General features: G+C 67.1%; 23 protein-coding genes and 1 pseudogene. 21 read left to right on the forward strand and 3 right to left on the reverse strand.

The features are described 5' to 3' along the window. The first annotated feature begins 28 nt into the window (after positions 1 to 28). From secE to D7316_RS23600, 9 genes and pseudogenes are all read left to right on the forward strand, one after another. Positions 29 to 481, forward strand: a complete 453-nt coding sequence (secE, locus tag D7316_RS23560) for a preprotein translocase subunit SecE (protein ID WP_124710418.1) — start codon at positions 29 to 31, stop codon at positions 479 to 481. Positions 482 to 551: 70 nt separating this feature from the next. Further along, positions 552 to 1,421, forward strand: coding sequence for a transcription termination/antitermination protein NusG (nusG, locus tag D7316_RS23565; RefSeq protein WP_124710419.1), 870 nt, complete (start codon positions 552 to 554; stop codon positions 1,419 to 1,421). 74 nt (positions 1,422 to 1,495) lie between these two features. Continuing rightward, a complete protein-coding gene (gene rplK / locus D7316_RS23570) occupies positions 1,496 to 1,930 on the forward strand; it encodes a 50S ribosomal protein L11 (RefSeq protein WP_124710420.1) in 435 nt (144 codons plus the stop codon). A 154-nt stretch (positions 1,931 to 2,084) separates the two neighbouring features. After that, positions 2,085 to 2,801 carry a 50S ribosomal protein L1 gene (gene rplA / locus D7316_RS23575; RefSeq protein ID WP_124710421.1) on the forward strand — a complete coding sequence of 239 codons (717 nt, stop codon included), beginning with the start codon at positions 2,085 to 2,087 and terminating at the stop codon, positions 2,799 to 2,801. 152 nt (positions 2,802 to 2,953) lie between these two features. After that, on the forward strand, positions 2,954 to 3,907 hold the full coding sequence (locus D7316_RS23580; RefSeq protein ID WP_124710422.1) for an L-lactate dehydrogenase: 954 nt from the start codon (positions 2,954 to 2,956) through the stop codon (positions 3,905 to 3,907). A gap of 102 nt (positions 3,908 to 4,009) precedes the next feature. Next, the gene (locus tag D7316_RS23585) at positions 4,010 to 4,285 is read left to right on the forward strand and encodes an excalibur calcium-binding domain-containing protein (protein WP_124711538.1); all 276 of its coding nucleotides are present in this window, start codon (positions 4,010 to 4,012) and stop codon (positions 4,283 to 4,285) included. 22 nt (positions 4,286 to 4,307) lie between these two features. Beyond that, positions 4,308 to 4,727 carry a helix-turn-helix domain-containing protein gene (locus D7316_RS23590; RefSeq protein WP_124710423.1) on the forward strand — a complete coding sequence of 140 codons (420 nt, stop codon included), beginning with the start codon at positions 4,308 to 4,310 and terminating at the stop codon, positions 4,725 to 4,727. A 26-nt stretch (positions 4,728 to 4,753) separates the two neighbouring features. Then, positions 4,754 to 5,227: a VOC family protein gene (locus D7316_RS23595; RefSeq protein ID WP_124710424.1), complete on the forward strand. Its 474-nt coding sequence runs from the start codon at positions 4,754 to 4,756 to the stop codon at positions 5,225 to 5,227. A 79-nt stretch (positions 5,228 to 5,306) separates the two neighbouring features. Continuing rightward, a pseudogene (locus D7316_RS23600) lies at positions 5,307 to 6,172 on the forward strand (DUF2786 domain-containing protein). Positions 6,173 to 6,183: 11 nt separating this feature from the next. Here the strand turns inward: D7316_RS23600 and D7316_RS23605 are convergent. After that, positions 6,184 to 7,143, reverse strand: a complete 960-nt coding sequence (locus tag D7316_RS23605) for a YhjD/YihY/BrkB family envelope integrity protein (RefSeq protein ID WP_232017047.1) — start codon at positions 7,141 to 7,143, stop codon at positions 6,184 to 6,186. Positions 7,144 to 7,232: 89 nt separating this feature from the next. On the opposite strand from D7316_RS23605, the gene D7316_RS23610 reads away from it, so the two are divergent. The 3 genes from D7316_RS23610 to D7316_RS23620 are packed head-to-tail and all read left to right on the forward strand — an operon-like array spanning position 7,233 to position 10,108. Continuing rightward, a complete protein-coding gene (locus D7316_RS23610; protein ID WP_124710425.1) occupies positions 7,233 to 7,733 on the forward strand; it encodes a TIGR04338 family metallohydrolase in 501 nt (166 codons plus the stop codon). 27 nt (positions 7,734 to 7,760) lie between these two features. After that, positions 7,761 to 8,825, forward strand: a complete 1,065-nt coding sequence (locus D7316_RS23615) for a hypothetical protein (RefSeq protein ID WP_197718296.1) — start codon at positions 7,761 to 7,763, stop codon at positions 8,823 to 8,825. Continuing rightward, the gene (locus D7316_RS23620) at positions 8,822 to 10,108 is read left to right on the forward strand and encodes a methyltransferase family protein (RefSeq protein WP_124710426.1); all 1,287 of its coding nucleotides are present in this window, start codon (positions 8,822 to 8,824) and stop codon (positions 10,106 to 10,108) included. The genes D7316_RS23615 and D7316_RS23620 overlap by 4 nt, the downstream gene beginning before the upstream one ends. 51 nt (positions 10,109 to 10,159) lie before the next feature. Here the strand turns inward: D7316_RS23620 and D7316_RS23625 are convergent, their stop codons facing one another. Both D7316_RS23625 and D7316_RS23630 read right to left on the reverse strand, forming a co-directional pair. After that, the gene (locus D7316_RS23625) at positions 10,160 to 12,187 is read right to left on the reverse strand and encodes a CocE/NonD family hydrolase (protein ID WP_124710427.1); all 2,028 of its coding nucleotides are present in this window, start codon (positions 12,185 to 12,187) and stop codon (positions 10,160 to 10,162) included. A 170-nt stretch (positions 12,188 to 12,357) separates the two neighbouring features. Next, entirely contained in the window at positions 12,358 to 13,557 is a 1,200-nt protein-coding gene (locus D7316_RS23630; protein WP_232017048.1) for a glycoside hydrolase family 76 protein, read from the reverse strand. Positions 13,558 to 13,854: 297 nt separating this feature from the next. Between D7316_RS23630 and rplJ the strand changes: the two genes are divergently transcribed. The 9 genes from rplJ to D7316_RS23675 all read left to right on the forward strand — a co-directional run bounded on the left by rplJ (position 13,855) and on the right by D7316_RS23675 (position 23,034). Beyond that, a complete protein-coding gene (gene rplJ / locus D7316_RS23635; protein WP_124710428.1) occupies positions 13,855 to 14,379 on the forward strand; it encodes a 50S ribosomal protein L10 in 525 nt (174 codons plus the stop codon). 79 nt (positions 14,380 to 14,458) lie between these two features. Next, positions 14,459 to 14,848, forward strand: a complete 390-nt coding sequence (gene rplL, locus D7316_RS23640; protein ID WP_124710429.1) for a 50S ribosomal protein L7/L12 — start codon at positions 14,459 to 14,461, stop codon at positions 14,846 to 14,848. Between the two features lie 366 nt (positions 14,849 to 15,214). Further along, positions 15,215 to 16,438, forward strand: coding sequence for an ABC transporter ATP-binding protein (locus D7316_RS23645; protein ID WP_124710430.1), 1,224 nt, complete (start codon positions 15,215 to 15,217; stop codon positions 16,436 to 16,438). A 2-nt stretch (positions 16,439 to 16,440) separates the two neighbouring features. Then, entirely contained in the window at positions 16,441 to 17,247 is an 807-nt protein-coding gene (locus D7316_RS23650; RefSeq protein ID WP_124710431.1) for an MlaE family ABC transporter permease, read from the forward strand. A 2-nt stretch (positions 17,248 to 17,249) separates the two neighbouring features. After that, positions 17,250 to 18,122, forward strand: a complete 873-nt coding sequence (locus tag D7316_RS23655) for an MlaE family ABC transporter permease (protein WP_124710432.1) — start codon at positions 17,250 to 17,252, stop codon at positions 18,120 to 18,122. Positions 18,123 to 18,125: 3 nt separating this feature from the next. Beyond that, positions 18,126 to 19,460: an MCE family protein gene (locus tag D7316_RS23660; protein WP_124710433.1), complete on the forward strand. Its 1,335-nt coding sequence runs from the start codon at positions 18,126 to 18,128 to the stop codon at positions 19,458 to 19,460. After that, complete coding sequence (locus tag D7316_RS23665) at positions 19,457 to 20,539, forward strand: MCE family protein (RefSeq protein WP_124710434.1); 1,083 nt, start codon at positions 19,457 to 19,459, stop codon at positions 20,537 to 20,539. Before D7316_RS23660 ends, D7316_RS23665 begins: the two co-directional genes overlap by 4 nt. Positions 20,540 to 20,617: 78 nt before the next feature. After that, positions 20,618 to 21,703: an MCE family protein gene (locus D7316_RS23670; protein ID WP_124711541.1), complete on the forward strand. Its 1,086-nt coding sequence runs from the start codon at positions 20,618 to 20,620 to the stop codon at positions 21,701 to 21,703. After that, on the forward strand, positions 21,703 to 23,034 hold the full coding sequence (locus D7316_RS23675) for an MCE family protein (protein ID WP_124710435.1): 1,332 nt from the start codon (positions 21,703 to 21,705) through the stop codon (positions 23,032 to 23,034). Before D7316_RS23670 ends, D7316_RS23675 begins: the two co-directional genes overlap by 1 nt. Positions 23,035 to 23,048 lie beyond the last annotated feature (14 nt).

The following is a 23,048-nucleotide window of genomic DNA, read 5'->3' on the forward strand; positions in this document are numbered from 1 at the left end:
GCACACGTTGACGAGAGGAACCTCGAAGGTGAGCAAGCGAGATCGAGCTGCCCGCGCCAAAGGCGCGGGAGAAGACGCCGCTGCCGACTCGGTGGAGGAGCTCGAAGGTAGCGAGGGCACCGAGGGTGGTGCCGACACGTCGGCCGAACTCCGGCCGTCGGGCAAGCGCTCGTCGCGAGGTCGTCGATCGTCGACGAGTGCCTCCAGCACCGACAGCGAGACGGAATCCGACACCGGATCCGCCGTCGCGGTCAAGGAACGCAAGAAGAAGGCAGCTGAGGGCGAGAGCCGGAATCCGTTCGTTCGGATCTGGGTTTTCCTGCAGCAGGTCGTCGCCGAACTGAAGAAGGTCATCTGGCCCACGCGCCGGGAGATGATCACCTACACGATCGTCGTGCTGGTCTTCGTGATCATCATGACCGCCTTCATCTCGGGTCTCGACGTCGTCTTCGCCAAGGGAGTCCTCTGGCTGTTCGGCTGACGCGACCCGCGCGAGTGGGCACAGGCCGAGGCCAGGACGACCGGAAACCGACAGAGGAGCGTGGGCTGCAGTGAGCACCCCGGAGAACGAGATCGAATCGACCCCAGAGTCGGTCGACGGAATCGACCAGTCGGCGGTGGACACCGTCGACGAGACCGACGATCCCGGTGTCGAGGCACAGGTCGAGGCCGCCGAGGATGACGCTGCAGCCGTCGAGGGCGGCGAGGCCGCTGTCGAGGAAGCCATCGAGGACGCCGTCGCCGACGAGGTCGAGGTGGCCGACGAGGTCGCTGCCGAGGAAGCGCCCGCCGAGGACGCCGACCCGGTCGAGGAACTGCGCAAGCAGCTGCGTCGCGCGCCCGGTGACTGGTACGTGATCCACAGCTACGCCGGCTACGAGAACAAGGTGAAGGCCAACCTCGAGACCCGCGTCCAGAACCTCGACGTCGGCGACTACATCTTCCAGGTCGAGGTACCGACCGAAGAGGTCACCGAGATCAAGAACGGTCAGCCGAAGAAGGTCAACCGCAAGGTGCTGCCGGGATACATCCTGGTGCGCATGGACCTCAACGACGAGTCGTGGGGCGCGGTGCGCAACACCCCGGGTGTGACCGGATTCGTCGGGATGACCTCCAAGCCGTCGCCGTTGTCGCTCGACGAGGTGCTGCAGTTCCTGATGCCGCGCGTGGAGGCCAAGAAGCCTGCGCGCGCCGGTGCCGGGGCCGAGGGTGTCGAGGCGGCCGCCGCCGCGGCGACCGCGGTCATCGAGGTGGACTTCGAGGTCGGCGAGTCGGTCACCGTCATGGACGGCCCGTTCGCGACGCTGCCCGCATCGATCAGTGAGGTCAACGCCGAGCAGCGCAAGGTCAAGGTGCTGGTGTCGATCTTCGGTCGCGAGACCCCGGTCGAGCTCGGCTTCAACCAGGTCGAGAAGATTTAGCCCCCACGCGGGACACAAGACTTTCACGTCTCCAGCGGACGTGGATCTGCAAGAAACAACCAAGGAACAATTAGATGCCTCCCAAGAAGAAGAAGCTCGCCGGGATCATCAAGCTCCAGATCCAGGCAGGCGCGGCCAACCCGGCTCCGCCCGTGGGTCCGGCGCTCGGTCAGCACGGCGTGAACATCATGGAGTTCTGCAAGGCGTACAACGCGGCGACCGAGTCGCAGCGTGGCAACGTCATCCCGGTCGAGATCTTCGTGTACGAAGACCGGTCCTTCGACTTCAAGTTGAAGACCCCGCCGGCCGCAAAGCTCCTCCTCAAGGCCGCAGGCCTGCAGAAGGGCTCGGGCGAGCCGCACGTCAAGAAGGTCGGCAAGGTCAGCATGGACCAGGTCCGTGAGATCGCCAAGACCAAGCAGGAAGACCTCAACGCCAACGACGTCGAGCAGGCCGCGAAGATCATCGCCGGCACCGCTCGCTCGATGGGTATCACCGTCGAGGGCTGAGTTGCCCGCGATCTCGATACGCTGCTCGCCTGGCGGCTCGCAGCCACTCGATCAGCAGGAATCGCAGCTACTCGATCAGCAGAAACCCGTGGGAGGGCCGGCTCGGCCCATCAACCACTAACCCGAACATCTACAACGGAGAAAGAACAGAGCAATGGCACAGAAGAGCAAGGCCTACCGCGCCGCCGCGGAGCAGGTCGACAAGAGCAAGCTGTACAGCCCGCTGGAAGCTGCGCAGCTCGCCAAGGACACGTCGTCGAAGAACACCGACTCGACCGTCGAGGTCGCCGTTCGCCTGGGTGTCGACCCGCGCAAGGCAGACCAGATGGTCCGTGGCACCGTCAACCTGCCGCACGGCACCGGTAAGACCGCACGCGTCATCGTGTTCGCCGCCGGCGACAAGGCCGCCGAGGCCGTCGCCGCAGGCGCCGACGAGGTGGGCGCCGAGGATCTGATCGAGAAGATCCAGGGCGGCTGGCTCGACTTCGACGCGGCGATCGCCACCCCGGACCAGATGGCCAAGGTCGGCCGCATCGCGCGCGTCCTCGGCCCGCGCGGTCTGATGCCGAACCCGAAGACCGGCACCGTGACCACCGACGTCACCAAGGCCATCAACGACATCAAGGGCGGCAAGATCAACTTCCGCGTCGACAAGGCAGCGAACCTGCACTTCGTCATCGGTAAGGCGTCATTCGATGTTCAGAAGCTCGCCGAGAACTACGGCGCCGCCTACGACGAGATCATGCGTGCGAAGCCGTCGGCAGCGAAGGGCCGCTACATCAAGAAGGTCACCGTCTCGACCACCACGGGCCCGGGCATCCCGGTCGACCCGCAGGTGAGTCGCAACTTCGCGGAGACCGCGACCGACTGATCCGAGCTCTCGACTCGAAGCCCCCGATCACGCGAGTGGTCGGGGGCTTTGTCGTTGACGGCCGGGTCATCTCGTCGTCTCGCTGCACGGAGGTCGGGGTACGTGAATAATCGCGGGCAGGGGCGGACTCACGAGACCAGGCGGTGACTTTGATGGAAGTACGACCGACGAAGCTGGCGATCATCGGAGCAGGAGCGGTCGGTACGGCCGTCGCATACGCGTCACTGATCAGAGGTGTGGCCCGCACGATCGCGCTGATGGACATCAACACCGCGAAGGTGACCGCCGAGGTCCTCGACATGTCACACGGTCTCGAGTTCGTGCCGCGAGCCGACATCATCGGCGACGACGACGTGTCGGTGTGCGCGGACGCCGACGTCGTGGTGTTCACCGCAGGTGCGAAACAGAAGCCCGGGCAGTCGCGGCTCGAATTGGCCGAGGCCACCATCGGTTTGACGAAGAAGATCATGCCGGGCGTGCTCGAGGTCGCACCGAACGCGGTCTACATCATGGTCACCAACCCGGTCGACATCGTCACCTATGCCGCTCTGAAATACAGTGGCCTGCCGAACAATCAGCTGTTCGGGTCGGGCACGGTCCTCGACTCCTCCCGGTTGCGGTTCCTCATCGCGCAGCACTGCGACGTCGCGGTGCAGAACGTCCACGCCTACATCGTCGGCGAACACGGTGACAGCGAGATCCCGCTGTGGAGTTCCGCGAGCATCGGCGGTGTGCCACTGCTGCACTGGAAGCCGTTGGGCGACGGGCAGGCCATCGACGCGGCGGCCCGCGAGCGGATCCACCACGAGGTGGTGCACGCCGCGTACAAGATCATCGAGGGCAAGGGCGCCACGAACTATGCGATCGGCCTGGCCGCCACCCGCATCGTCGAGGCGGTGCTCAACAATGAGCACCGTGTGCTGCCGGTCTCCACGGTTGCGACCGGCTACGAGGGTCTCGACGACGTCTGCCTCTCGCTGCCGACCATCGTCGATCGGGGAGGCGCGCAGACGCGGCTGGAGATGCCGATGTCCGACGACGAACTCTCCGGCCTGATGCACTCGGCGGAGACACTGCGGGCCATGCAGGCGAAGTTCGGTCTCTAGGCGCGTCCATCGTTCGGGTGATTCCCGAGTCGGTTTCTTTCCCGTGCACCTCGTGACGGCTATCGTGACGGGGTTCATCGAGGAATGTGGGAAGAGGTCGTCATGCGGTACTCGCGGAGAATCGTCGTCGGAATGCTGGCATCGGCGGCGGTGGTGATCGCGCCGCTGGCGGTGGCGGCGCCGGCGGAAGCGGCGACGACCTACAAGAACTGCGACGCGTTGAACGGCGACTATCCGCACGGTGTCGGGGAACCCGGCGCCGTCGACTCGACGTCGGGGACCCCGGTCACCGATTTCACGGTGGACCAGGACGTCTACGACGCCAACAAGAGTGGCCGGGATCGGGACGGCGACGGCATCGCCTGTGAGCAACACTGATCGGTGAGCCACACTGGACTGCGTGTTCACCCCTCGTGAGGACGAGAACCGCCGTCTGCTGCGTGCGCGCGACGCCATCGACCGTGCGTACGCCGAACCGCTCGACATCGCGACGCTGTCCGGCATCGCGCTGATCTCACCGGCCCATTTCATCCGGCGGTTCCGGGACGTGTTCGGCGAGACGCCGCATCGCTATCTGCAGCGTCGCCGCATCGAACGAGCCTGCGCGCTGTTGCGCCACACCGAACTCCCGGTGACCGACGTCGCCCGTGCGGTCGGGTACGAGAGCCTCGGCACATTCGGCCGGACGTTCACCGCGATCATCGGGCGGAGCCCGACCGCGTATCGGCTGACCGCTGCGCCGACGCGGGTGCCGTCGTGCTTCGTGAAGGACTGGACGCGGCCGCATGCGAATTCGAGCAGTTTCGGAGAAGCGTCGTAGTACGCGACCGTCGTATCGTCGGGCGCATGATCAACGGCATCAGCATCCACTCCATCTACGTCCTCGACCAGGACGTCGCGCTCGACTTCTACGTCGGCAAGCTCGGTTTCGTCGTCACCACCGACGTCGACATGGGATTCATGCGATGGCTGACCATCGCCACGCCCGGGCAGCCCGATCGCGAGATCCTGTTGTCACTACCCGGTCCGCCGGCGATCTCCGAGGACGCCGCCGCGCGGGTCCGTGAGCTGGTGACGATCGGCGCGCTCGGTGCGACCATCCTGTCCACCGACGACTGCCGCGCGACCTATGCCGACCTCGCCGCCAAGGGCGTCGAGTTCACCCAGGAGCCCGAGGACCAGCCGTACGGCATCGACTGCGCGTTCCGCGACCCGTTCGGCAACCACATCCGGATGACCCAGCGGACCGACGAGCGAGAGGTCTCCGACGAGGACATCGCGCGCTGGGCACCCGACGATTCCGAGGGTTCCGACACCTGAGCGCTCGACCGATTTCGCATGCCTGCACCGAATATGGCGTCGAGTGGAACCGATCGGCCCGCTGGATAGTCTGATAGATATGCGCGATGACAAGCTGCTGACCCGGATCTCGGCCCTGCTGCGACAGGCGGAGGGGACCGACAACCCGCATGAGGCCGAGACGTTCATGCAGGCCGCCCAGCGGCTGGCGACGGCGGCGTCGATCGACCTGGCGGTGGCGCGGTCGCACGATCCGGCGGGTCGTCGGGACACCACTCCGGTGACGCGCCAGATCGCCATCGGCACGGCCGGCAAACGCGGTCTGAAGACCTACGTGCAGCTGTTCGTCGCGATCGCGCGCGCCAACGATGTCACGGTCGATGTCGCGGGCAACTCGACGTTCGTGATGGCCTATGGCTTCGGCGCGGACATCGACACCTGCGAGACGCTGTACACCTCGCTCGTCGTGCAGATGGTCGCCGCGAGTGACGCCTACCTGCGCTCCGGGGCCTACAAGGGGGAGGAGTTCTCCCGGGTGGTGACCCGTGGAAGCGGCTGGCGCGCACGGCGGGTGGTGGAGACCAAGCCGCTCTCGCCGATCACCGCCCGGCTGAACTTCCAGTCGGCGTTCGCCGAGCGGATCGGCAAGCGGTTGAGCGAGGCCCGCGAGCAGGCGCGCGCGGAGGCGCTCGGTGCGGATCCCGACGGTGACGGCACGCCGACCGGACAGGCGTCGGGGAGAAGCGGGCGAGCCCATCCGCCACCGCAGTGGCGTTGCGTGACAAGGAGATCGAGGTGACGGACTTCTACCGCACGGAGTCCAGGGCCCGCGGTACGTGGCGGCCGTCGAGTGCGTCGGCGGGGTACTCCGAAGCAGCCCGCAAAGCCGGTGATCGTGCGGGACGTCGGGCAAAGATCGGTGCGGACCGGGAGTTCGGCAACGCCCGCGGCGCGCTGGAGGAGTGAGCGCGCTGCGATCAGGGCTCGGTCGACCGTGCGGGGGTGCGTCCGTCCGTGCCGAAGAACTCGTCGAATGTGTCGTTGACCCGTCGCGGGAAGGGCCGCGGCGTGCCGACCCGAGGACGCAGCCACGAGCCCACGGTGCCCTCGTCGCAGACCGCCGAGTGCACCACGATGGCGCACACCACGACGATCGCGGCGAAGAAGAACAGCCAGCTGATCGCCACGAAGACCACGCCGAGTGTCCCGTAGTGGCGGGTGGTCTCGCCGAGGATGGCGGGCAGGAACACGCGGCTGCCCACCAGCAGGACCGTGATGAACACGCCGGTCACCGCGCCGTTGAGGGCCATCAGTCGCATTGGCACCTGCGAGGACACCAGGAGTCTGGGAAGTGCGGTCCACATGGTCGCCCAGATCAGGAACGTGGCCAGCACCTCCAGTCCGACACCGATGGGTCCGTACCCCCCTATGGTCCATCCGGTGACCGTCAGCGTGTGCAGCGGCGCGGCGAAACCCTGCGCGACGACGCCGACGGGCAGGGCGAAGATCACCACCACCCATCGCCACCAGCCGGAGATGGGCAGCTTGGTCACCTGCCAGATCGACACGTACATGCGGCCCAGGGCCCGGGAGAGCGAGGTGGCGCCGGCGATGGTCATCAGCGCGGCGAAGATCCCGATGGTGGTGATCGACCCCGGGTCGGATTTCACGAAATCGACCGAGTCGGGATCGATGCCCAACCCACTGAGCGCCTTGGTGATGACCGTGTGGCTGGGCAGCGCCGTCAGCAGGATGACGATCGGCAGCACCGAGGTGAACGCCTGGGCGGCAAGGGTCATCGAGCGATCCGTCACGTCGTTGACGGCGAGATCGCGCAGGATGCGCAGCACGAGGTTCGCGCCGGGGACGCGGCGAGCACGCTGGGCCGCGGCCAGGGCGCGCTGCTGTGCCCGGGCACTCAGCGAAGGAGAACTCACGCCGCACCTCTCCTGTCCGCGTACCGGCCGCTCCGCGTGGCCGCCCGTCAGATCGTAATGCGTGCGACGGTACCCGGGGAGAGTCGGCGATGACGCCGCGCGACGCCGGACGCAGCCGGCTCTACGAGGCCGAGCGCATGGTGCTGCAGATGTTCGAGCGGCCCGGTGTGGGGCGGACCGTCCGGATCGCCGGCACCGAGGTGACCCTGCCCGTCGAGGCCCGCTTCGCGTCGGTGGATTCTGTAAGCGACCACGTCGACCGGGTGCTCGCCATGCCCGCGGTACGCGCGCGGTTCACCCGTGCCGGCGAATCTGTCGGGGTGCGCGAGCGGCAGGGACATCGCTCGGCGCACTATCACCGAACGGCGAGCGGGACGGCGGAGATCGCGATCCCGTCGTCGTCCGAGGGGCGGTGGGCGCTGCGCGAACTGGTGGTCCTGCACGAACTGGCCCATCACCTCGACGACTCGGGCGGACCGGCGCACGGTCGGGGGTTCGTCGACACGCTCATCGACCTCGTCGCCGCCGTGCTGGGACCGGAGACCGGGTTCGTCTATCGCGTGGTCTTCGGGGACAGCGGGGTGATGTGATGTCCGTGTGCGGAAGGGGCGGGGCGGGTGAGCGAGCCACCAGAGGACGTCGACGACGGCGGTCCGGGGAACACGTCTGACGACGGCGACGCGCCCGGTCATCCGGTCGCGCGCACGCCGTATCGGCCGACGCGCACCCAGTGGTCGGTGGCCGGCGCCATCGCCGCGTTCGGTGTCGGGTACGTGCTCTATCACGTGCTGAAGGGCGCCGGGCTGGGGCAATCCGCCGCACTCTACGTCGGCATCCCGCTGGTCCTGGCCGTCGTCATCACGCTCAGCTCGCCTGCCCGTCGGCCGGCCGGCATCGCGTTGAAGGTCACCACGATCCTGCTGCTGCTGTCGATCCCGGTGCTCGGCGAGGGCGCCTGCTGTGTGCTCATGGCCGCCCCCATCTTCTATCTGTTCGTCTACCTCGGTGGCCGGGCCACGGTGCATGCGCGGGACGCGCGGGGTCGTGGCCCCGCGGTGTTCGTCGCGCCGGTGCTGCTCGCACTGCTCGCGCGGGAGGGCACGACGCCGGTCCTCACGGTGCCGGGTGACGCGATGTCCGCGGCCACCCGGGTCGTCGACATCCCGGCCGCCGGAATGTCCGCGGCGCTCGCGGCACCACTCCGTTTTGCCGACACGCGTCCGCGCGGCGTGCTCGCGATCGGGTTCCCGCAACCGCTGTCGGATTCCGGCGGACTGACTCTCGGCGGGCACCGGACGATCGGCTTCGACGGGGCGCATCATCGGTCCGGCCCTGTCGCCCAGCACCATTGGGGCGAGCACGGTTCGGCCCTCGAGCTGGAGGTCAGCGCCCGCACGGCGTCATCGGTGACCTTCACCCCGGTCGCCGACAGCACCCCGCTCGCGAGTTGGTTGCGCTGGCGCGAGATGCGGGTGAGCTGGCGGGCAGTCGATGCGACCCGGACCGAGGTGCGCTGGGAGCTGCACTACACGCGACTGTTGTCGCCGGCGTGGTACTTCGGTCCGATCGAGCGGGTCGTGACGTCGCGGGCCGCCGATCATCTGATCCGCGCGGTCGATGACCACGCGCCTGCGGTCCGGGCGACGGATCGCACACACGTCGACCACCACCGGCACCGATGATCGCCCTGCCGTTCGCGGGCGACTGGCTCGACGTCTCGACCGTGCGGATGCTGGCGGTGATGGCGCCGGTGGTCGTCGCGGCCGGCTTGTGGTTGGCGGTGACCGATGTCCGTCGTCGGGGTGCGGCGGTGCTCGCGCTGCTGTGGAACCTGTTGGGGCTCACGATGATCAACGTGATGGCGGTCGCCGTCGGGTGGTGGTCGTTCGGGACCGAGGGCGGCGACATGTTCGGGTTGCCCGTGGATCTGATGATCGGGTGGGCGGTGGCATGGTCGATGCTCCCGGTACTCGCCGCGCGCTGGATCCGGCCGGCGCATTCCGTGGTGGCGCTGGTTCTCCTGGACGTGTACGCGATGCCGTCACTGACGCCCGCGGTCGCGCTGTCGTCGGGGTGGTGGTGGGGCGAGGCGCTGGCCGTGGTGACCTGCCTGATCCCGGGTGTCGTGTTGGCCGAGGCGACGACGCGTGGCCGGTTCCTCGGACTGCGCGTCGTCATGCAGATGGTGTTGTTCGGTGCGTTGCTGATCGTCGCGATCCCGTCGGCGGCGATGGCATCGACCGACACCCCGTGGACGGACGTGTGGGCGCGGATCGGCGGGCCGCTCGACATCGTCCTGGTACAGGTCGCCGGGGTGGTGGCCCTGGTGGCGGTGTCCGCGGTGATCGAGTTCGCCCGGCACGGCGGCACACCCTATCCGTGGGACCCGCCGCGACGACTGGTGACGTCGGGACCTTATGCGTACGTGGCGAATCCGATGCAGCTCTGCGGTACCGCGCTGTTGCTGGTGATGGCCGGCATCACCGGGTTGCCTGCGCTTGCCGGGGCCGCCGTCGCCGCCGCGGCCTTCTCGTCGGGTCTGGCTGCATATGTCGAGAACGATGCGTTGGCCCGTCGCTTCGGTGGGGAGTTCGACGGGTACCGGCGGTCGGTGCGACCGTGGTGGCCGCGGTGGCGTCCCACTGTCTGCGGCGAGCCCGCCAGGGTGTACCTCGCGCGCGGATGCGACCCGTGCAGCGATCTCGCCGGGTGGCTCCTTGATCGACGCCCGGCCGGACTCGACGTGCGCCCTGCCGAAGGTCATCGAGAGGCGTTGCGCCGCATGCGTTACGAGACGGACGTCGTGGCAGTGGACGGCGTGCGGGCGTTCGGCACGGCGCTGACCCATCTGAATCTGGTCTGGGCCGTCGCCGGATGGGTCATCGCGACACCCGGGATCGCGCACGTCCTGCAGGTGCTGGTGGACGTGGCCGGGGGAGCACCGCGCGAGATCGCCCGGGACTGAACGACTTCCGCGTGAAAGGCCGCGGGAAAAGCGAGGCAGACCGAATCCGGTCTACCAGTTCCCGCCTGCGCAGAACGTCAGATAGCTCGGATGACGTGGGTCCAGGACGAGTCGCTGCCGACGGCCGCGTGCCTTGATCAGGTCGGGCACCACGGTGAGGTAGCGGGGGAAGCTGGCGGCGTAGACGTCGACCCGCAGCCGATGGCCGGGTTCGAGCACCGCGTCCGTGGGCACGAGGTCGACGTCGATGCGGATGGGTTCGTCGGCCGGCACCGGCAGCTTGCGTTTGCGGGACAGATAGTGGTGCGCCGACAGCAGGCTGCCGTCCGATGCGTAGGTCGACGACGATGGGTCCAGCGCGCGGTTGGACGACGACAATGCGCCGTTGGTCAGCACCGTCGACGTCCCGTCCGGAGCCACATCGTTGACGGTGACGGCCCAGATGGCCTCGTGCGCCGTGGTCGCCACGTTGAGACGCAGGTTCATCGCGCCGCTGATCGTCGTCGCCTCGGTGACGGGCGCGGTGGTGAACGAGAGCCCGCCGCGCTCCTGGTATCGGGCATCGGCCGTGAACGAGCGGCCGAAGGCCATCGCCGCGCCCGCGGTCACCTGCGTCATGTCGCGGGACACCGCGCCGCGCAGATCGGGCTGTACATGCAGCGACGACAGGTGATCGACGGGTTCACGCGACAACGAACCGTCGTGTTCGGCGTGCTCGGCGGTGCCCGACGGCGCGTCGTCGAGGTAGAGGCGTTGCGGGCGCACACCGGGCCGCGGGAAGCTCGGGCCCGACGTCCATGCGCCGCCCTGCTGGAGCATGGTGACCGGCCCGTAATAGTCGACACCGTTGCGATGACCCTTGAGCCACCGATCGAACCATGCGCGCTCGAGTACATCGAGGCGGGGCGGCGCGAACTTGCCGCCGTATCCGGACCCGACGTCGAAGTGGTAGCCGTCGCCGACGACCATCTGCTTGCGTCCGGGAGCCATCTTCAGTCGTTCGTAGACCCCGGTCGCGCTGCGGCCGAACAGGTCGTGCCAGGCGCCGACGGTGAACGTGGGTACCTCGATCCGGTCCACCTGGGGATCGCGCTCGTCAAAGTACGGGTCGTCGAAGATGCGGTCGTCGCGGGCGGTGAGGAATCCCCAGAGCAGCGAACTGATCTCGGTGGCCGGCGACTTGATGCGATCGATCGCCCAGCGCAGGGTGTCGCCGCGCAGCACGTCGCGGATCGGGCTCGACGGGTTGGGTACCCACTTGAGCAGATTGACCACCGACAGCCACGCGGGGATGAAGGCCGACGGCATACCGCCGGTGATGTAGATGTCGCGGACGATGTCGTCGCAGCCCTCGACGGCGAAGACGGCCTTGAGGGCCGGCGGACGCTTGTCGGCGGCCTGCAGCGAGTTGATCGCCGAGTACGACCAGCCGGCGAGGCCGACGGCGCCGTCGCACCAGTCCTGCTCGGCGACCCAGTCGATGATCTCCACCGAGTCCTGCTGCTCCCGGGCGCCCAGGATCTGCCATTTGCCCTGGCTGGCGCCGGTGCCGCGCACGTCCACGATGACCTGCACGTAGCCGCTGCGCACGAGGTTCCGGTTGATGCCGAAGACGTCGAACACGCCGCCGGACAGGGTCTTGGTGAGTGTGGTGAGGCCCTCGAGGCCGGTCCCGGTGCCGTCGATCGACGCCGAGGCGGTGTGCAGCGCCTTGCCGATGACCGGCGCGTGCAGCGTGTGGTCGAGGAGGTCGATGGCGACCCGGTTGTACGGATTGATGTTGACGATGGCGGGGTACGGCGTCAGAACCGTCTGCCCGAACCGATTGGCCGGGCGGATCACCGTTGCGCGCAGGCGGACACCGTCGCTCATCGTGAGGATGACGTCGCGGTCGATGGCGACCCGCGGATAGAGCTGCTTGCCGTCGACCTGGTCGCGCCAGCGCATGCCGTCGGCACCGCCGGTGGGGTCACCGAGCGGTAGCGAACCGAAATGCGGGGCAGTCCCTGTCCCGAGGGGGCGGCCGGCCCGGCCCCGCCGCGGCTGCGGCTGTTCTGCGGCGTCCAACTGGTACGTCATGGTGCATCACCCTGCCTGGCGTGATGTCCCGTTCAGCCGTGCGCTCGAGGCATCGTCGCCTTGCTCGTCCCCGCACCTCTCGTGTCGGGAGCGCGGTGACGGACGTTACATATGTGGTGTTCGTCACCTCGCCGGACGAGGATATCTCAGCCCCGGTATCGGATCGCTAACTAGGTGGCGTCTTTTTGGGCATGCTCGGGAAGCCGCAGGTCGACGGCGGCGGCGGCCTCGAGCACCATCCAGGCCGACAGTTGCACCGACAGGTCGCGCTCGGCGATCTGCGAGGAGTTCACCGCGCCCCCGACGAACCGTGCCCGGGTGCCGTCGTCGCGCGGCGGCGAGGCCGGTTTCCGCCAGTCGGGACCGAACACCGGGCCGTCGGCGGTGTCCACGCGGTTCGTCCACGCGGCGTCGGCGGACGCCGTCACGATCGACGCCGCCCGACGTCGGAGGCCGGCGGTGCCGTCGGACCGAGGCAGGTCGGTCGCCGCGAGCGCCAGATAACGGGACAGGATCCCTGCGAACAAGCCGCCGTCGCCGCCGCCGGCGCCCGGGATCACGCCGTCGACGCACATCCGGGTCTCGACGGCGTGCAGCAGTCGGTCGATCCGCTCGGCGTGGATCGAGTCACCGGTGAGCCGCAGCAGTTCGACCTCGGTGCCCAGCACCACGCCCTGGCAATAGGTGTAGATCGCTGGCACGCGTTCCATCTCGCCGCCGCGCGCACCGGGTTTGACGCCGTCGATGATCAGATGCGAGTCAGCGTCGACGAGGACGCGATCCATCCAGTCCGCCATCGCCGCGGCCCGGTCCAGATGGCCGGTGCGGGCGACCAGGATCGCGGCCGGTCCGTTCGCCGGGGCATTGAAGAAGAGGTCCATGGTGCGCCACGGGATGCCGCCGCCGAGGTCGGGGACCCAGGCGTCGATCATCCGCCGGGACAGCGTGCGCAGCCCGGTGCGATGGTCGAGGCCCAGGTGGCGGTCGGCGCGTTCGATCGCCAGCCCCAGCCAGGCCATGTCGTCGTAATAGTTGTTGGTCCATCTGCCGAGGTTGCGCGCCCGGATTCCACGCAGAAGCCGGTTGACGTCGTCGGCGACGTCGGGGTCGAAGCTGCGCTCGTCCGGAGGGCGATGGATGGCGGCGTCGGTCAGCAGGTCCACCAGGTGCGCATGCCACCAGTAGTGCCACATCCCGAACCGGCTCGCGATCGTGCGTGTCGGCCACGCGACGGCCGCCAGCCGCGTGCCGGGGATGCACATCATCCTGCGCAGGTGGCGGCCGGTGACCGCCTCGGCTGCGGCTGCGGCCCGGTCGTTCGCCGACGTCGGTGCAGGTCCGCCGGTCGGCGATTTGGTTGCGTCCACCACGGTCGGGTAGCCTATCTCCTTGGTGTGACACGCATCCGTGTGTCGTATCGGTTCAACCAGAGACCGTCGGTCATCGGGCTTCGTCCCGATCGAAGGTCCTCACCCGAGGTCACAGCAGGTGGCAGCGAGATGAGGCGGCCCGCGCAGGGAGAACGAGGAAGAGTCGGCGCACATACGCGCCAGTTCACGCCCCGTGCCTCTGCGCGCCGGGGCGTTTGTCGTTTGTGCGACAGCTTCTCGCCTTCTCGGCTCCGGTTGGGCCCGACCCAACTCTAGTGATGAGAGAGGAGGCGAAGTATGGCCAAGTCCGAAAAGGTCGCCGCGGTTGCGGAGATCGCTGAGCAGTTCAAGGGAGCTACGGCGACGGTCGTCACGGAATACCGTGGCCTGTCCGTCAAGCAGATCTCCGATCTGCGTCGTTCCCTCGGTGAGGGTGCAACCTACTCCGTCGCCAAGAACACCCTGGTGAAGCGTGCCGCCGCCGAGGCGGGCGTGGAAGGGCTCGACGAGCTGTTCACCGGTCCGACCGCGATCGCCTTCATCGAAGGCGAGCCGGTGGTGGCCGCGAAGGCGATCAAGACGTTCGCCAAGGACAACAAGGCGCTGGTCATCAAGGGCGGCACCATGGACGGCCGTGCGCTGTCCGTGGCGGAGATCGAACAGATCGCCGACCTGGAGACCCGTGAGGTTCTGTTGGCCAAGCTCGCCGGTGCCATGAAGGGCAACTTGGCAAAGGCTGCCGGTCTGTTCAACCAGCCGGCTTCGCAGGTGGCGCGCCTCGCCGCGGCCCTGCAGGAGAAGAAAACCGAAGCCGGCGAGTAATTCGCCGCACCACAGCAATCCCCGAACCGTACGGGGATGAACCACAACCCCGTACGGGGACAACAGGAAGGACGCCACCATGGCGAAGCTCAGCGCTGACGAGCTCATCGATCAGTTCAAGGAACTGACCCTGCTGGAGCTCAGCGATTTCGTGAAGAAGTTCGAAGAGGTCTTCGAGGTCACCGCGGCCGCTCCGGTCGCCGTTGCCGCTGCCGGTGCTCCGGCTGCCGGTGGCGCCGAGGCCGCTGCCGAGCAGGACGAGTTCGACGTCGTGCTCGAGGGCGCAGGCGACAAGAAGATCCAGGTCATCAAGGTGGTCCGTGAGATCGTCTCGGGCCTGGGCCTGAAGGAAGCCAAGGACCTCGTCGAGGGTGCTCCGAAGGCGATCCTCGAGAAGGTCGACAAGGACGCCGCCGAGGCTGCCAAGACCAAGCTCGAAGAGGCCGGCGCTTCGGTGTCCGTCAAGTGACATTCGGTCCCCGACCGAACGTGTGAGACCCGTGATCTCGGTTCCCTGAGGCTCGTTCCCAGGGACCGACCAGCACGCAGCCGATGGCCCGTGGGTGAGATACCCCACGGGCCATTGTTGTGCCTGGACTGTGATGGCCGGCGCACTTTGCCAATCGCGTGGCATGGGCTACGCTCATCCCGCAGGGCAGGTTACCGGCGGGTAGGGAACCCGAAAAGCGCCCCGGAATCGGTTGGGGACCGAGGGGCGCGGACAGGTGTGGGGAGAAGCGGGCGTCCGCTACAGTGACCCCAACCACAAATGTCACCGGGCCGTGTGTGGTCGCACCGACCGCCGCAAGGGGCAGCGAATGTCTGGGAGGATGCAGTGGGCGTAGAGGTCAGTGTTGAGGGGCTCACGAAATCATTCGGTTCACAGAACATCTGGCGTGATGTGTCGTTGACCTTGCCGACGGGTGAGGTGTCGGCGTTGTTGGGGCCGTCGGGTACGGGCAAGTCGGTGTTCTTGAAGACGCTGATCGGGTTGCTGCATCCCGAGCAGGGGTCGGTGGTGATCGACGGTACCGATATCACGCAGTGTTCGGCCAAGGAGCTCTACGAGATCCGCAAGTTGTTCGGGGTGTTGTTCCAGGATGGTGCGTTGTTCGGGTCGATGAGCCTGTTCGACAACATCGCGTTCCCGCTTCGTGAGCACACGAAGAAGAAGGAAGACGAAGTCCGCGACATCGTGATGGAGAAGATCGACCTCGTCGGTCTGACCGGTGCCGAGGACAAACTCCCGGGTGAGATCTCCGGCGGTATGCGCAAGCGTGCCGGGCTGGCCCGTGCGCTGGTGCTCGATCCGCAGATCATCCTGTGCGACGAGCCGGACTCGGGTCTCGATCCCGTGCGCACCGCTTACATCTCGCAGTTGCTGATCGACATCAACGCCCAGATCGACGCGACGATCCTGATCGTCACGCACAACATCAACATCGCCCGCACCATCCCGGACAACATCGGCATGCTCTTCCGCAAGGAACTCGTCATGTTCGGCCCGCGCGAGCAGCTGCTGACCTCTGAGCAGCCCGTCGTCAAGCAGTTCCTCTCCGGTGACCGGTTCGGTCCGATCGGTATGTCGGAGGAGAAGGACTCGGCGGTGCAGGCTGCCGAGGAGGCGATGCAGGCCGCGGGTATCGGCGGCGGCGGCACCAAGGACGACTTCTCCGAGATCATCGCGCAGGTGCAGCCGAATCCGGGGATGCCCGAGCGCAAGGCGGTCGCGCGTCACCGTGAGCGGGTGCACGAGATGCTGCACACCCTGCCGCCGAACGCGCAGGAAGCCATCCGTCGCAGCATGGAGGAAGAAGACCGCATGCGCGCCGAGGCAGACGCCCATGCCGCCGACCAGAACGGCGACAACAACAACGTGCCCGTCGCGGCCGGTCAGCAGTCGGGCGAATGGACCTCCGCCGACGACTACGCGGGCAATGACGCACCGACCCAGAGCTGGTCGACTCCTCCGGGCGCCGGCGCTGCCGACAACACCACCACCCAGCCGATCGACACCGGCCGGCATGTCCAGCAGCCCACCGACGGTCGGAGTCAGTAAGGATGAGCAGTGCCACCACGCGTGGCGTTGATCGGATAGCTCAGGCCGGAACGGGCGCGCTCGCCCAGACCGGCAACATCGTGCAGCTCTTCGTCGATGTCGCGCGTCAAACATTTGTGCGCCCGTTCCAGTGGCGGGAGTTCATTCAGCAGGCGTGGTTCATCGCGAGCGTCACGATTCTGCCGACCGCGCTGATCGCCATCCCGTTCGGCGCGATCGTCTCCCTGCAGACCGGGTCGCTGATCAAGCAGCTCGGCGCCGAGTCCTACACGGGCGCGGCCAGCGTTCTGGTGGTGATCCAGCAGGGCTCACCCCTCGTGACGTCGCTGTTGATCGCCGGCGCCGCCGGGTCGGCGGTCGCCGCCGACCTCGGTTCGCGCACGATCCGCGAGGAGATCGACGCGATGGAGGTGCTGGGCATCAACCCGATCCAGCGTCTCGTCGTGCCGCGTGTGCTGGCCATGGTGCTCGTCGCCATGCTGCTCAACGGACTCGTCGCCGTCGTCGGCATCGGTGGTGGCTACTTCTTCAACGTCGTGGTGCAGGGCGGTACACCGGGCGCCTACCTCGCGTCCTTCGGTGCTCTCGCTCAGCTGCCCGACCTCTATGTCTCCACGCTGAAGGCAGCCATCTTCGGTGTGCTCGCCGGCGTCATCGCCGCGTACAAAGGTCTCAACCCCAAGGGCGGTCCGAAGGGCGTCGGTGACGCGGTCAACCAGAGCGTCGTCATCACGTTCCTGCTGCTTTTCCTGGCCAACCTGATCATCACTGCGGTCTACCTGCAGATCGTCCCGGCGAAGGGAAGCTAGCGATGGCCGGCGGTGTGACGATCGCGAAGTCGCGACCCGAGTACTACCTGTACGAGGCGCGCAAACAGCTGGGCCGACCACTCAAGATGCTCGACGGTGCCGGCGAGCAGATGTCCTTCTACGGGCGGACACTCGCCTGGATCCCGAAGACCCTGGTGCATTACACCCGTGAGGTGCTGCGCCTGCTCGCCGAGGTCGCGTTCGGTTCCGGCGGTCTCGCCGTGATCGGCGGCACGGTCGGCGTGATGGTGCTGATGTCGGGCTTCACCGGCGTCGTCGTCGGCCTGCAGGGCTATGCGGCCCTCGACCAGATCGGGTCGCAGGCACTGACCGGCTTCCTCTCCGCCTACGTGAACACCCGTGAGGTGGCGCCCCTGGTGGCGGGCCTCGCGCTGTCCGCGACGGTCGGTTGCGGGTTCACCGCGCAGCTGGGTGCCATGCGGATCTCCGAGGAGATCGACGCCCTGGAATCGATGGCCGTGCCGTCGATCCCGTTCCTGGTCAGCACCCGCGTCATCGCCGGATTCATCGCCGTCATCCCGCTCTACGTGCTCGGTCTGCTGTCCGCGTATCTCGCCTCCCGGGTGATCACCACCGTGTTCAACGGGCAGTCGGGCGGCTCCTATGACCACTACTTCAATCTCTTCCTGCCACCCGCCGACGTGCTCTGGTCGTTCGGCAAGGTGCTGGTCTTCGCGTTCGTGATCATCCTGGTGCACTGCTACTACGGCTACTACGCCACCGGCGGACCCGCCGGCGTCGGCGTGGCGGTGGGACACGCCGTGCGCGCGGCACTGGTGCTGATCGCCATCCTGGACTTCTTCCTGGGACTCGCCATCTGGGGGACCACCACGACTGTCAGAGTGGGAGGCTGATCGATGTCGATGATCCGTCGCCGGCTGCTCGGGCTGGCGTTCTTCCTCGTGGTCGCACTGTTCCTCGCAGTCACCATCATGAAGTTCAACGATGAGTTCACATCGTTCACCGACGTCACCCTCAAGACCGACTCCACCGGCAACGCCCTGCCCGCCAACGCCGACGTCAAGGCGCGCGGCGTCATCGTCGGCGAGGTCCGCGACGTCGAGCCCGCGCCCGACGGCACCGTCGCGGTCACGCTGGGGCTGAGCCCCGACATGGCGGACAAGTTGCCGGAGAACACTACCGCGCGCATCCTGCCGAAGACGTTGTTCGGTGAGCGCTATGTGGCCCTGCAGGTTCCGACCGACGATCCGTCGGGGGAGACGCTCGCGTCCGGCGGCACGATCTACACCGACCAGAGCGGCAACGCGAAAGAGGTCCAGGACCTCTTCGACAAGCTGCTGCCGGTGCTCGAGGCGATCCCGCCACAGGACCTCAATGTCACCCTGACCTCGTTGTCGCAGGCGCTGTCGGGTCGTGGCGACCAGCTCAACGTCACCTTCCGCGAGCTCAACACGATCTTCGGCCGGTTCAACGACAACATGCCGGAGCTGCAGGGGACGCTGCGCGGTCTGGCCAGCTTCTCGCAGACCTACTCCGAGGCGTTGCCCGACGTCATCGACGCTCTGGACAACCTGCGCACGACGAACAAGACCATCGTCGAGCGGCAGGGTGATCTGCGCACGCTGATCGCGACCGTCGGGGTCGCGGCCACCGACACCACCGCGTTCCTGAAGCAGAACCGGACCGACCTGATCGATCTCGCGGTCGATTCGGAGCCGTTCCTGGTGGGTCTGGCCAAGCAGTCGCCGACCTTCGTGTGCACCTTCCGCAACTTCGCCGGACTCATCCCCGAGTCCCGCAAGATCGTCGGCGAGGGCACCGCGAATCCCGGTGTGCGCGTGAACCTCCAGTTCGTCAACCCGCGTGGGCGTTACCTGCCCAACCAGGACGAGCCGCGACTGCTCGACACCGATCCGCCTGCCGTCTGCTACGAACCCGCCAAGAACGGGCGCCCGTTCCCGCAGTACCCGGGCGGTGGACTCGCCGACGGCTCGTATCAGCCGCCGTCGCGCAACCCCGGTCCGCGGACGATGCCGACCCTGCCGCAGCCGCAGTTCTCGGCCACCCCGGTGGGCTCGATCCAGGCGAATCCGTTCGACGATCCGGACTATGTGAAACAGCTCAAGGTCATCTACGGCGGTGCCAACGGCACCGACCCGGAGAAGGTGCCGACGTGGGTCACCACCATCGGCGGCGCATCGTTGCAGGGAGCGCAGGTCACCATCCGATGAAATCCCTCACCGGACCACTGATCAAGCTGATCATCTTCGCGGTGGTCACCGTGGTCGCGACCAGCCTGCTCGGGCTGACGATCGCCAACGCCGGCGGCGACGGCGACAGCGACTTCAAGGCGGTGTTCTCTGATGCCGCGCTGCTGAACAAGGGCGACGATGTCCGGATCGCGGGCGTCCGCGTCGGGCAGGTCTCCAATGTCGAGGTCTACAACCGGAATCAGGCGCTGGTCTCGTTCAACGTCAACCGTGACCGGCTGCCCGACGGCACCCAGATCTACATTCGCTACCGCAACCTGACCGGCCTGCGCTATCTCGCGCTGGAGAAGGGCGCCGGCGATCCCGATCAGACGGTGGGCACCGGACACACCTTCGGCACCGACCCGCAGAACCCGGACACCCACCCGGCGGTGAACCTGACCGAGTTGTTCAACGGCTTCAAGCCGCTGTTCCGCGAGTTGTCCGCGTCCGACGTGAACAAGCTGTCCGAGCAGATCATCAAGGTCTTCCAGGGCGAGAGCGGGACCATCTCGCAGCTGGTCAGCAGTACCGCCGACCTCACCAACGCGATCGCCGACAAGGACAAGGTGATCGGCACGCTGATCACCAACCTGACCACGGTGCTCGACACGGTCAACCGCAACGACGCGCAGTTCACCGCGCTTCTCGACAACACCGAGCAGTTGGTGACCGGACTTGCCGCGCAACGCGGTTCGGTGGGCTCGGCGATCAGCTCGGTGTCCAACCTGACCGCGGTGACCGCGTCGATCCTCGGACCGACCCGGCCCGCCATCCAGGGCGACATCGCCGGACTGAAGTCGCTGGCCGACCAGATCAACGCCCGCGACGACGACGTCACGAAGATCCTGACGAACCTGCCGGTCAAGCTGCAGAAGATCGGCCGCGCGGCGACGTTCGGTTCGTGGTTCCAGTTCTACCTGTGCGGCATCGACGTGGTCGCCGGCAACGGGAAGTCGACCATGCTGTCGCAGCCCCTGATCCCGTTGCCCGACATCAACCATGTGCTCTACACCAGCGCGGCAACCCGCTGCTGGAAAGACGAGAGGCCGGGGGGCTGACCTGTGGCTGACGAACAGAACCGGCACCAACAGCCGGACGGCGACGACGCCCGAACCGAACAGTTCTCCACCGAGGAGATCCGGAACGCCGCCCGCGCCGACCAGGGCAAGTCCGCGGAAGAGCCTGCGCCCCAGGCCAATCCGCACCGACGGTTCGGTGGACGCCGCAGCCCGGTGAGCATCGGCGCCATCGGCATCCTGGTGCTCCTGATGATGGCGGTGTCGGCGTTCTATCTGAACTCGCTGCCGCTCGTCGGGGCGGCCGCGCGCTACACCGCGAAGTTCACCGAGGCGGCCGGTCTCAAGCCGGGCGCCGAGGTCCGCGTCGCGGGCGTGAAGGTCGGTGAGGTCGACGGGGTGTCCCTCGACGGTAACCGCGTCGACGTCAAGTTCCGGGTCACCAACACCTGGATCGGTGACCAGACGCAGGCGTCCATCCAGATCAAGACGATCCTCGGCCAGAAGTACCTGGCGCTGAACCCGCGGGGCAGTGAGCCCGCCGACCCCGACGTCGCGCTGACCGACACGGTCTCGCCCTACGACGTCGTCGAGGCGTTCTCCGATGCCGCCGACCAGATCGACGATCTCAACACCGACCAGCTCGCGTCGTCGATGGAAACCCTGTCGGAGGCCTTCTCCGGCACCGCGGGTGACATCGGGCCGTCGTTGGACGGTTTGTCGCGACTGTCGGCGACCATCGCCAGCCGCGACCAGGAGGTGCAGCGACTCCTCGCGGCGACCAAGTCGACGTCGAAGATCCTGGCCGACCGCAACGAGGAGTTCGTCCGCCTCATCGCCGGTGCCGGTCAGTTGCTCGACGAACTGAACAACCGCCAGCAGGCCATCTCCACACTGCTCGCGAGCACCACGTCGCTCTCGAGCTCACTGTCGGGGATCGTGCGTGACAACCAGGCACAGATCGGGCCCGCTCTGGACTCGCTGCAGCAGGTCAACGAGCTGCTCACCGCGCAGAACCAGAATCTGCGGCAGACGATCACCTACATGGCGCCGTTCTATCGGCTCTACGCCAACGTGCTCGGTAACGGCCGCTGGTTCGAGTCGGTGGTGACCAACCTGCTGCCGCCCGCGTTGCCGCAGCAGAACACCACGCGTCCGCCCAACAAGCAGAAGCTCCAGAACAACGGTGGAACGGAGGCCGGCTGATGACCACAGCACCCGACCTCACCCGCACCTCCGGACCGGGCCGGTGGTTCACCCCGCGTCACATCGTGATGACCGTGATCGGGCTCATCCTCGCCCTGATCATCGGTGGCGTCCTGTGGTGGGCGTTCTCGTTGATGGGGACCACCAAGATCAACGCGACGTTCGGCCGCAGTGTCGGCATCTACCCGGGCTCCGACGTCCGGGTTCTCGGTGTGCCGGTGGGCAAGGTCGACTCGGTGACCCCGCAGGGGGAGACCGTCAAGGTGACCATGACCGTCGACCGCGGTATCGATCTGCCGGCCGATGTCCGTGCCGTGCAGATCATCCCGTCGGTCGTCGCCGACCGCTACGTGCAGCTGACCCCCGCCTACACCGGTGGCCCCAAGGCGCCGCGTGACATCAACCTCTCGCTGGACCAGACGATGGTCCCGGTGGAGGTCGACCAGATCTATTCGAGTGTGCAGAAGCTGTCCGAGTCGCTCGGGCCGGAGGGTGCCAACAAGAACGGTGCGGTCAGCGATGTCATCGCTACCGGCGCCGACAACCTCCGCGGCAACGGCGCCAAGCTGGGGGAGGCCATCGAGCAGCTCTCCAAGGCGACCACCACGCTGAGCGACTCGCGCAATAACATCGTCGACACCGTCAAGAACCTCGACGTGTTCGTCGGGGCGTTGCGGGAGAACGATTCCCAGGTGCGTCAGTTCAACACCCAGATGGCCTCGTTCAACCAGTTCCTCGCCGGCGAGCGGACGCAGCTGTCGGCGGCGCTGAACAAGTTGTCCATCGCGCTCGGTGACGTCGCGACCTTCGTCGAGGACAACCGCGACCAGCTCGGTCAGACCGTGAAGGATCTGCAGCCGACGACGAAGGCGCTGTTCGACACCAAGGATCATCTGAAGGAGATCCTCACCGTCCTGCCGGTCACCATCAACAACCTGATCAACGCCTACGATGCCGAGTCCGGCACGTTGGCCATGCGGTTGACGATCCCGGATCTGCAGGATCTGATCGGTGCGCAGTGTCGTCTGCTCGATCTCGGAACGCTGCTCCCGGGCAACCCGCAGGCCACCCAGTTCAGCACCACGCTGCGGCCGCTGATCAGCCAATGTGAGGACCTCGGCCAGCAGATCACCAAGGGTGTCCTCGAGCCACTGCTGCCGGTGCTGCCGTTCGGCATCATGAGCAACAACAAGCTCCAGCGGTACCCGTCGCCCGGCACCAGCCAGGGCAACCCGGACCCGGAGCTCGAGACCGGGCCGAGCTCGACGCCCAAGCGGCCGTCGACCACGCCCACCCGGCCTTCCGCACGACCTGGGACGGGTGGGAACTGATGATGCGAGAACTC

The organism is Gordonia insulae (genome assembly GCF_003855095.1).
Taxonomy (GTDB): Bacteria; Actinomycetota; Actinomycetes; order Mycobacteriales; family Mycobacteriaceae; genus Gordonia; species Gordonia insulae.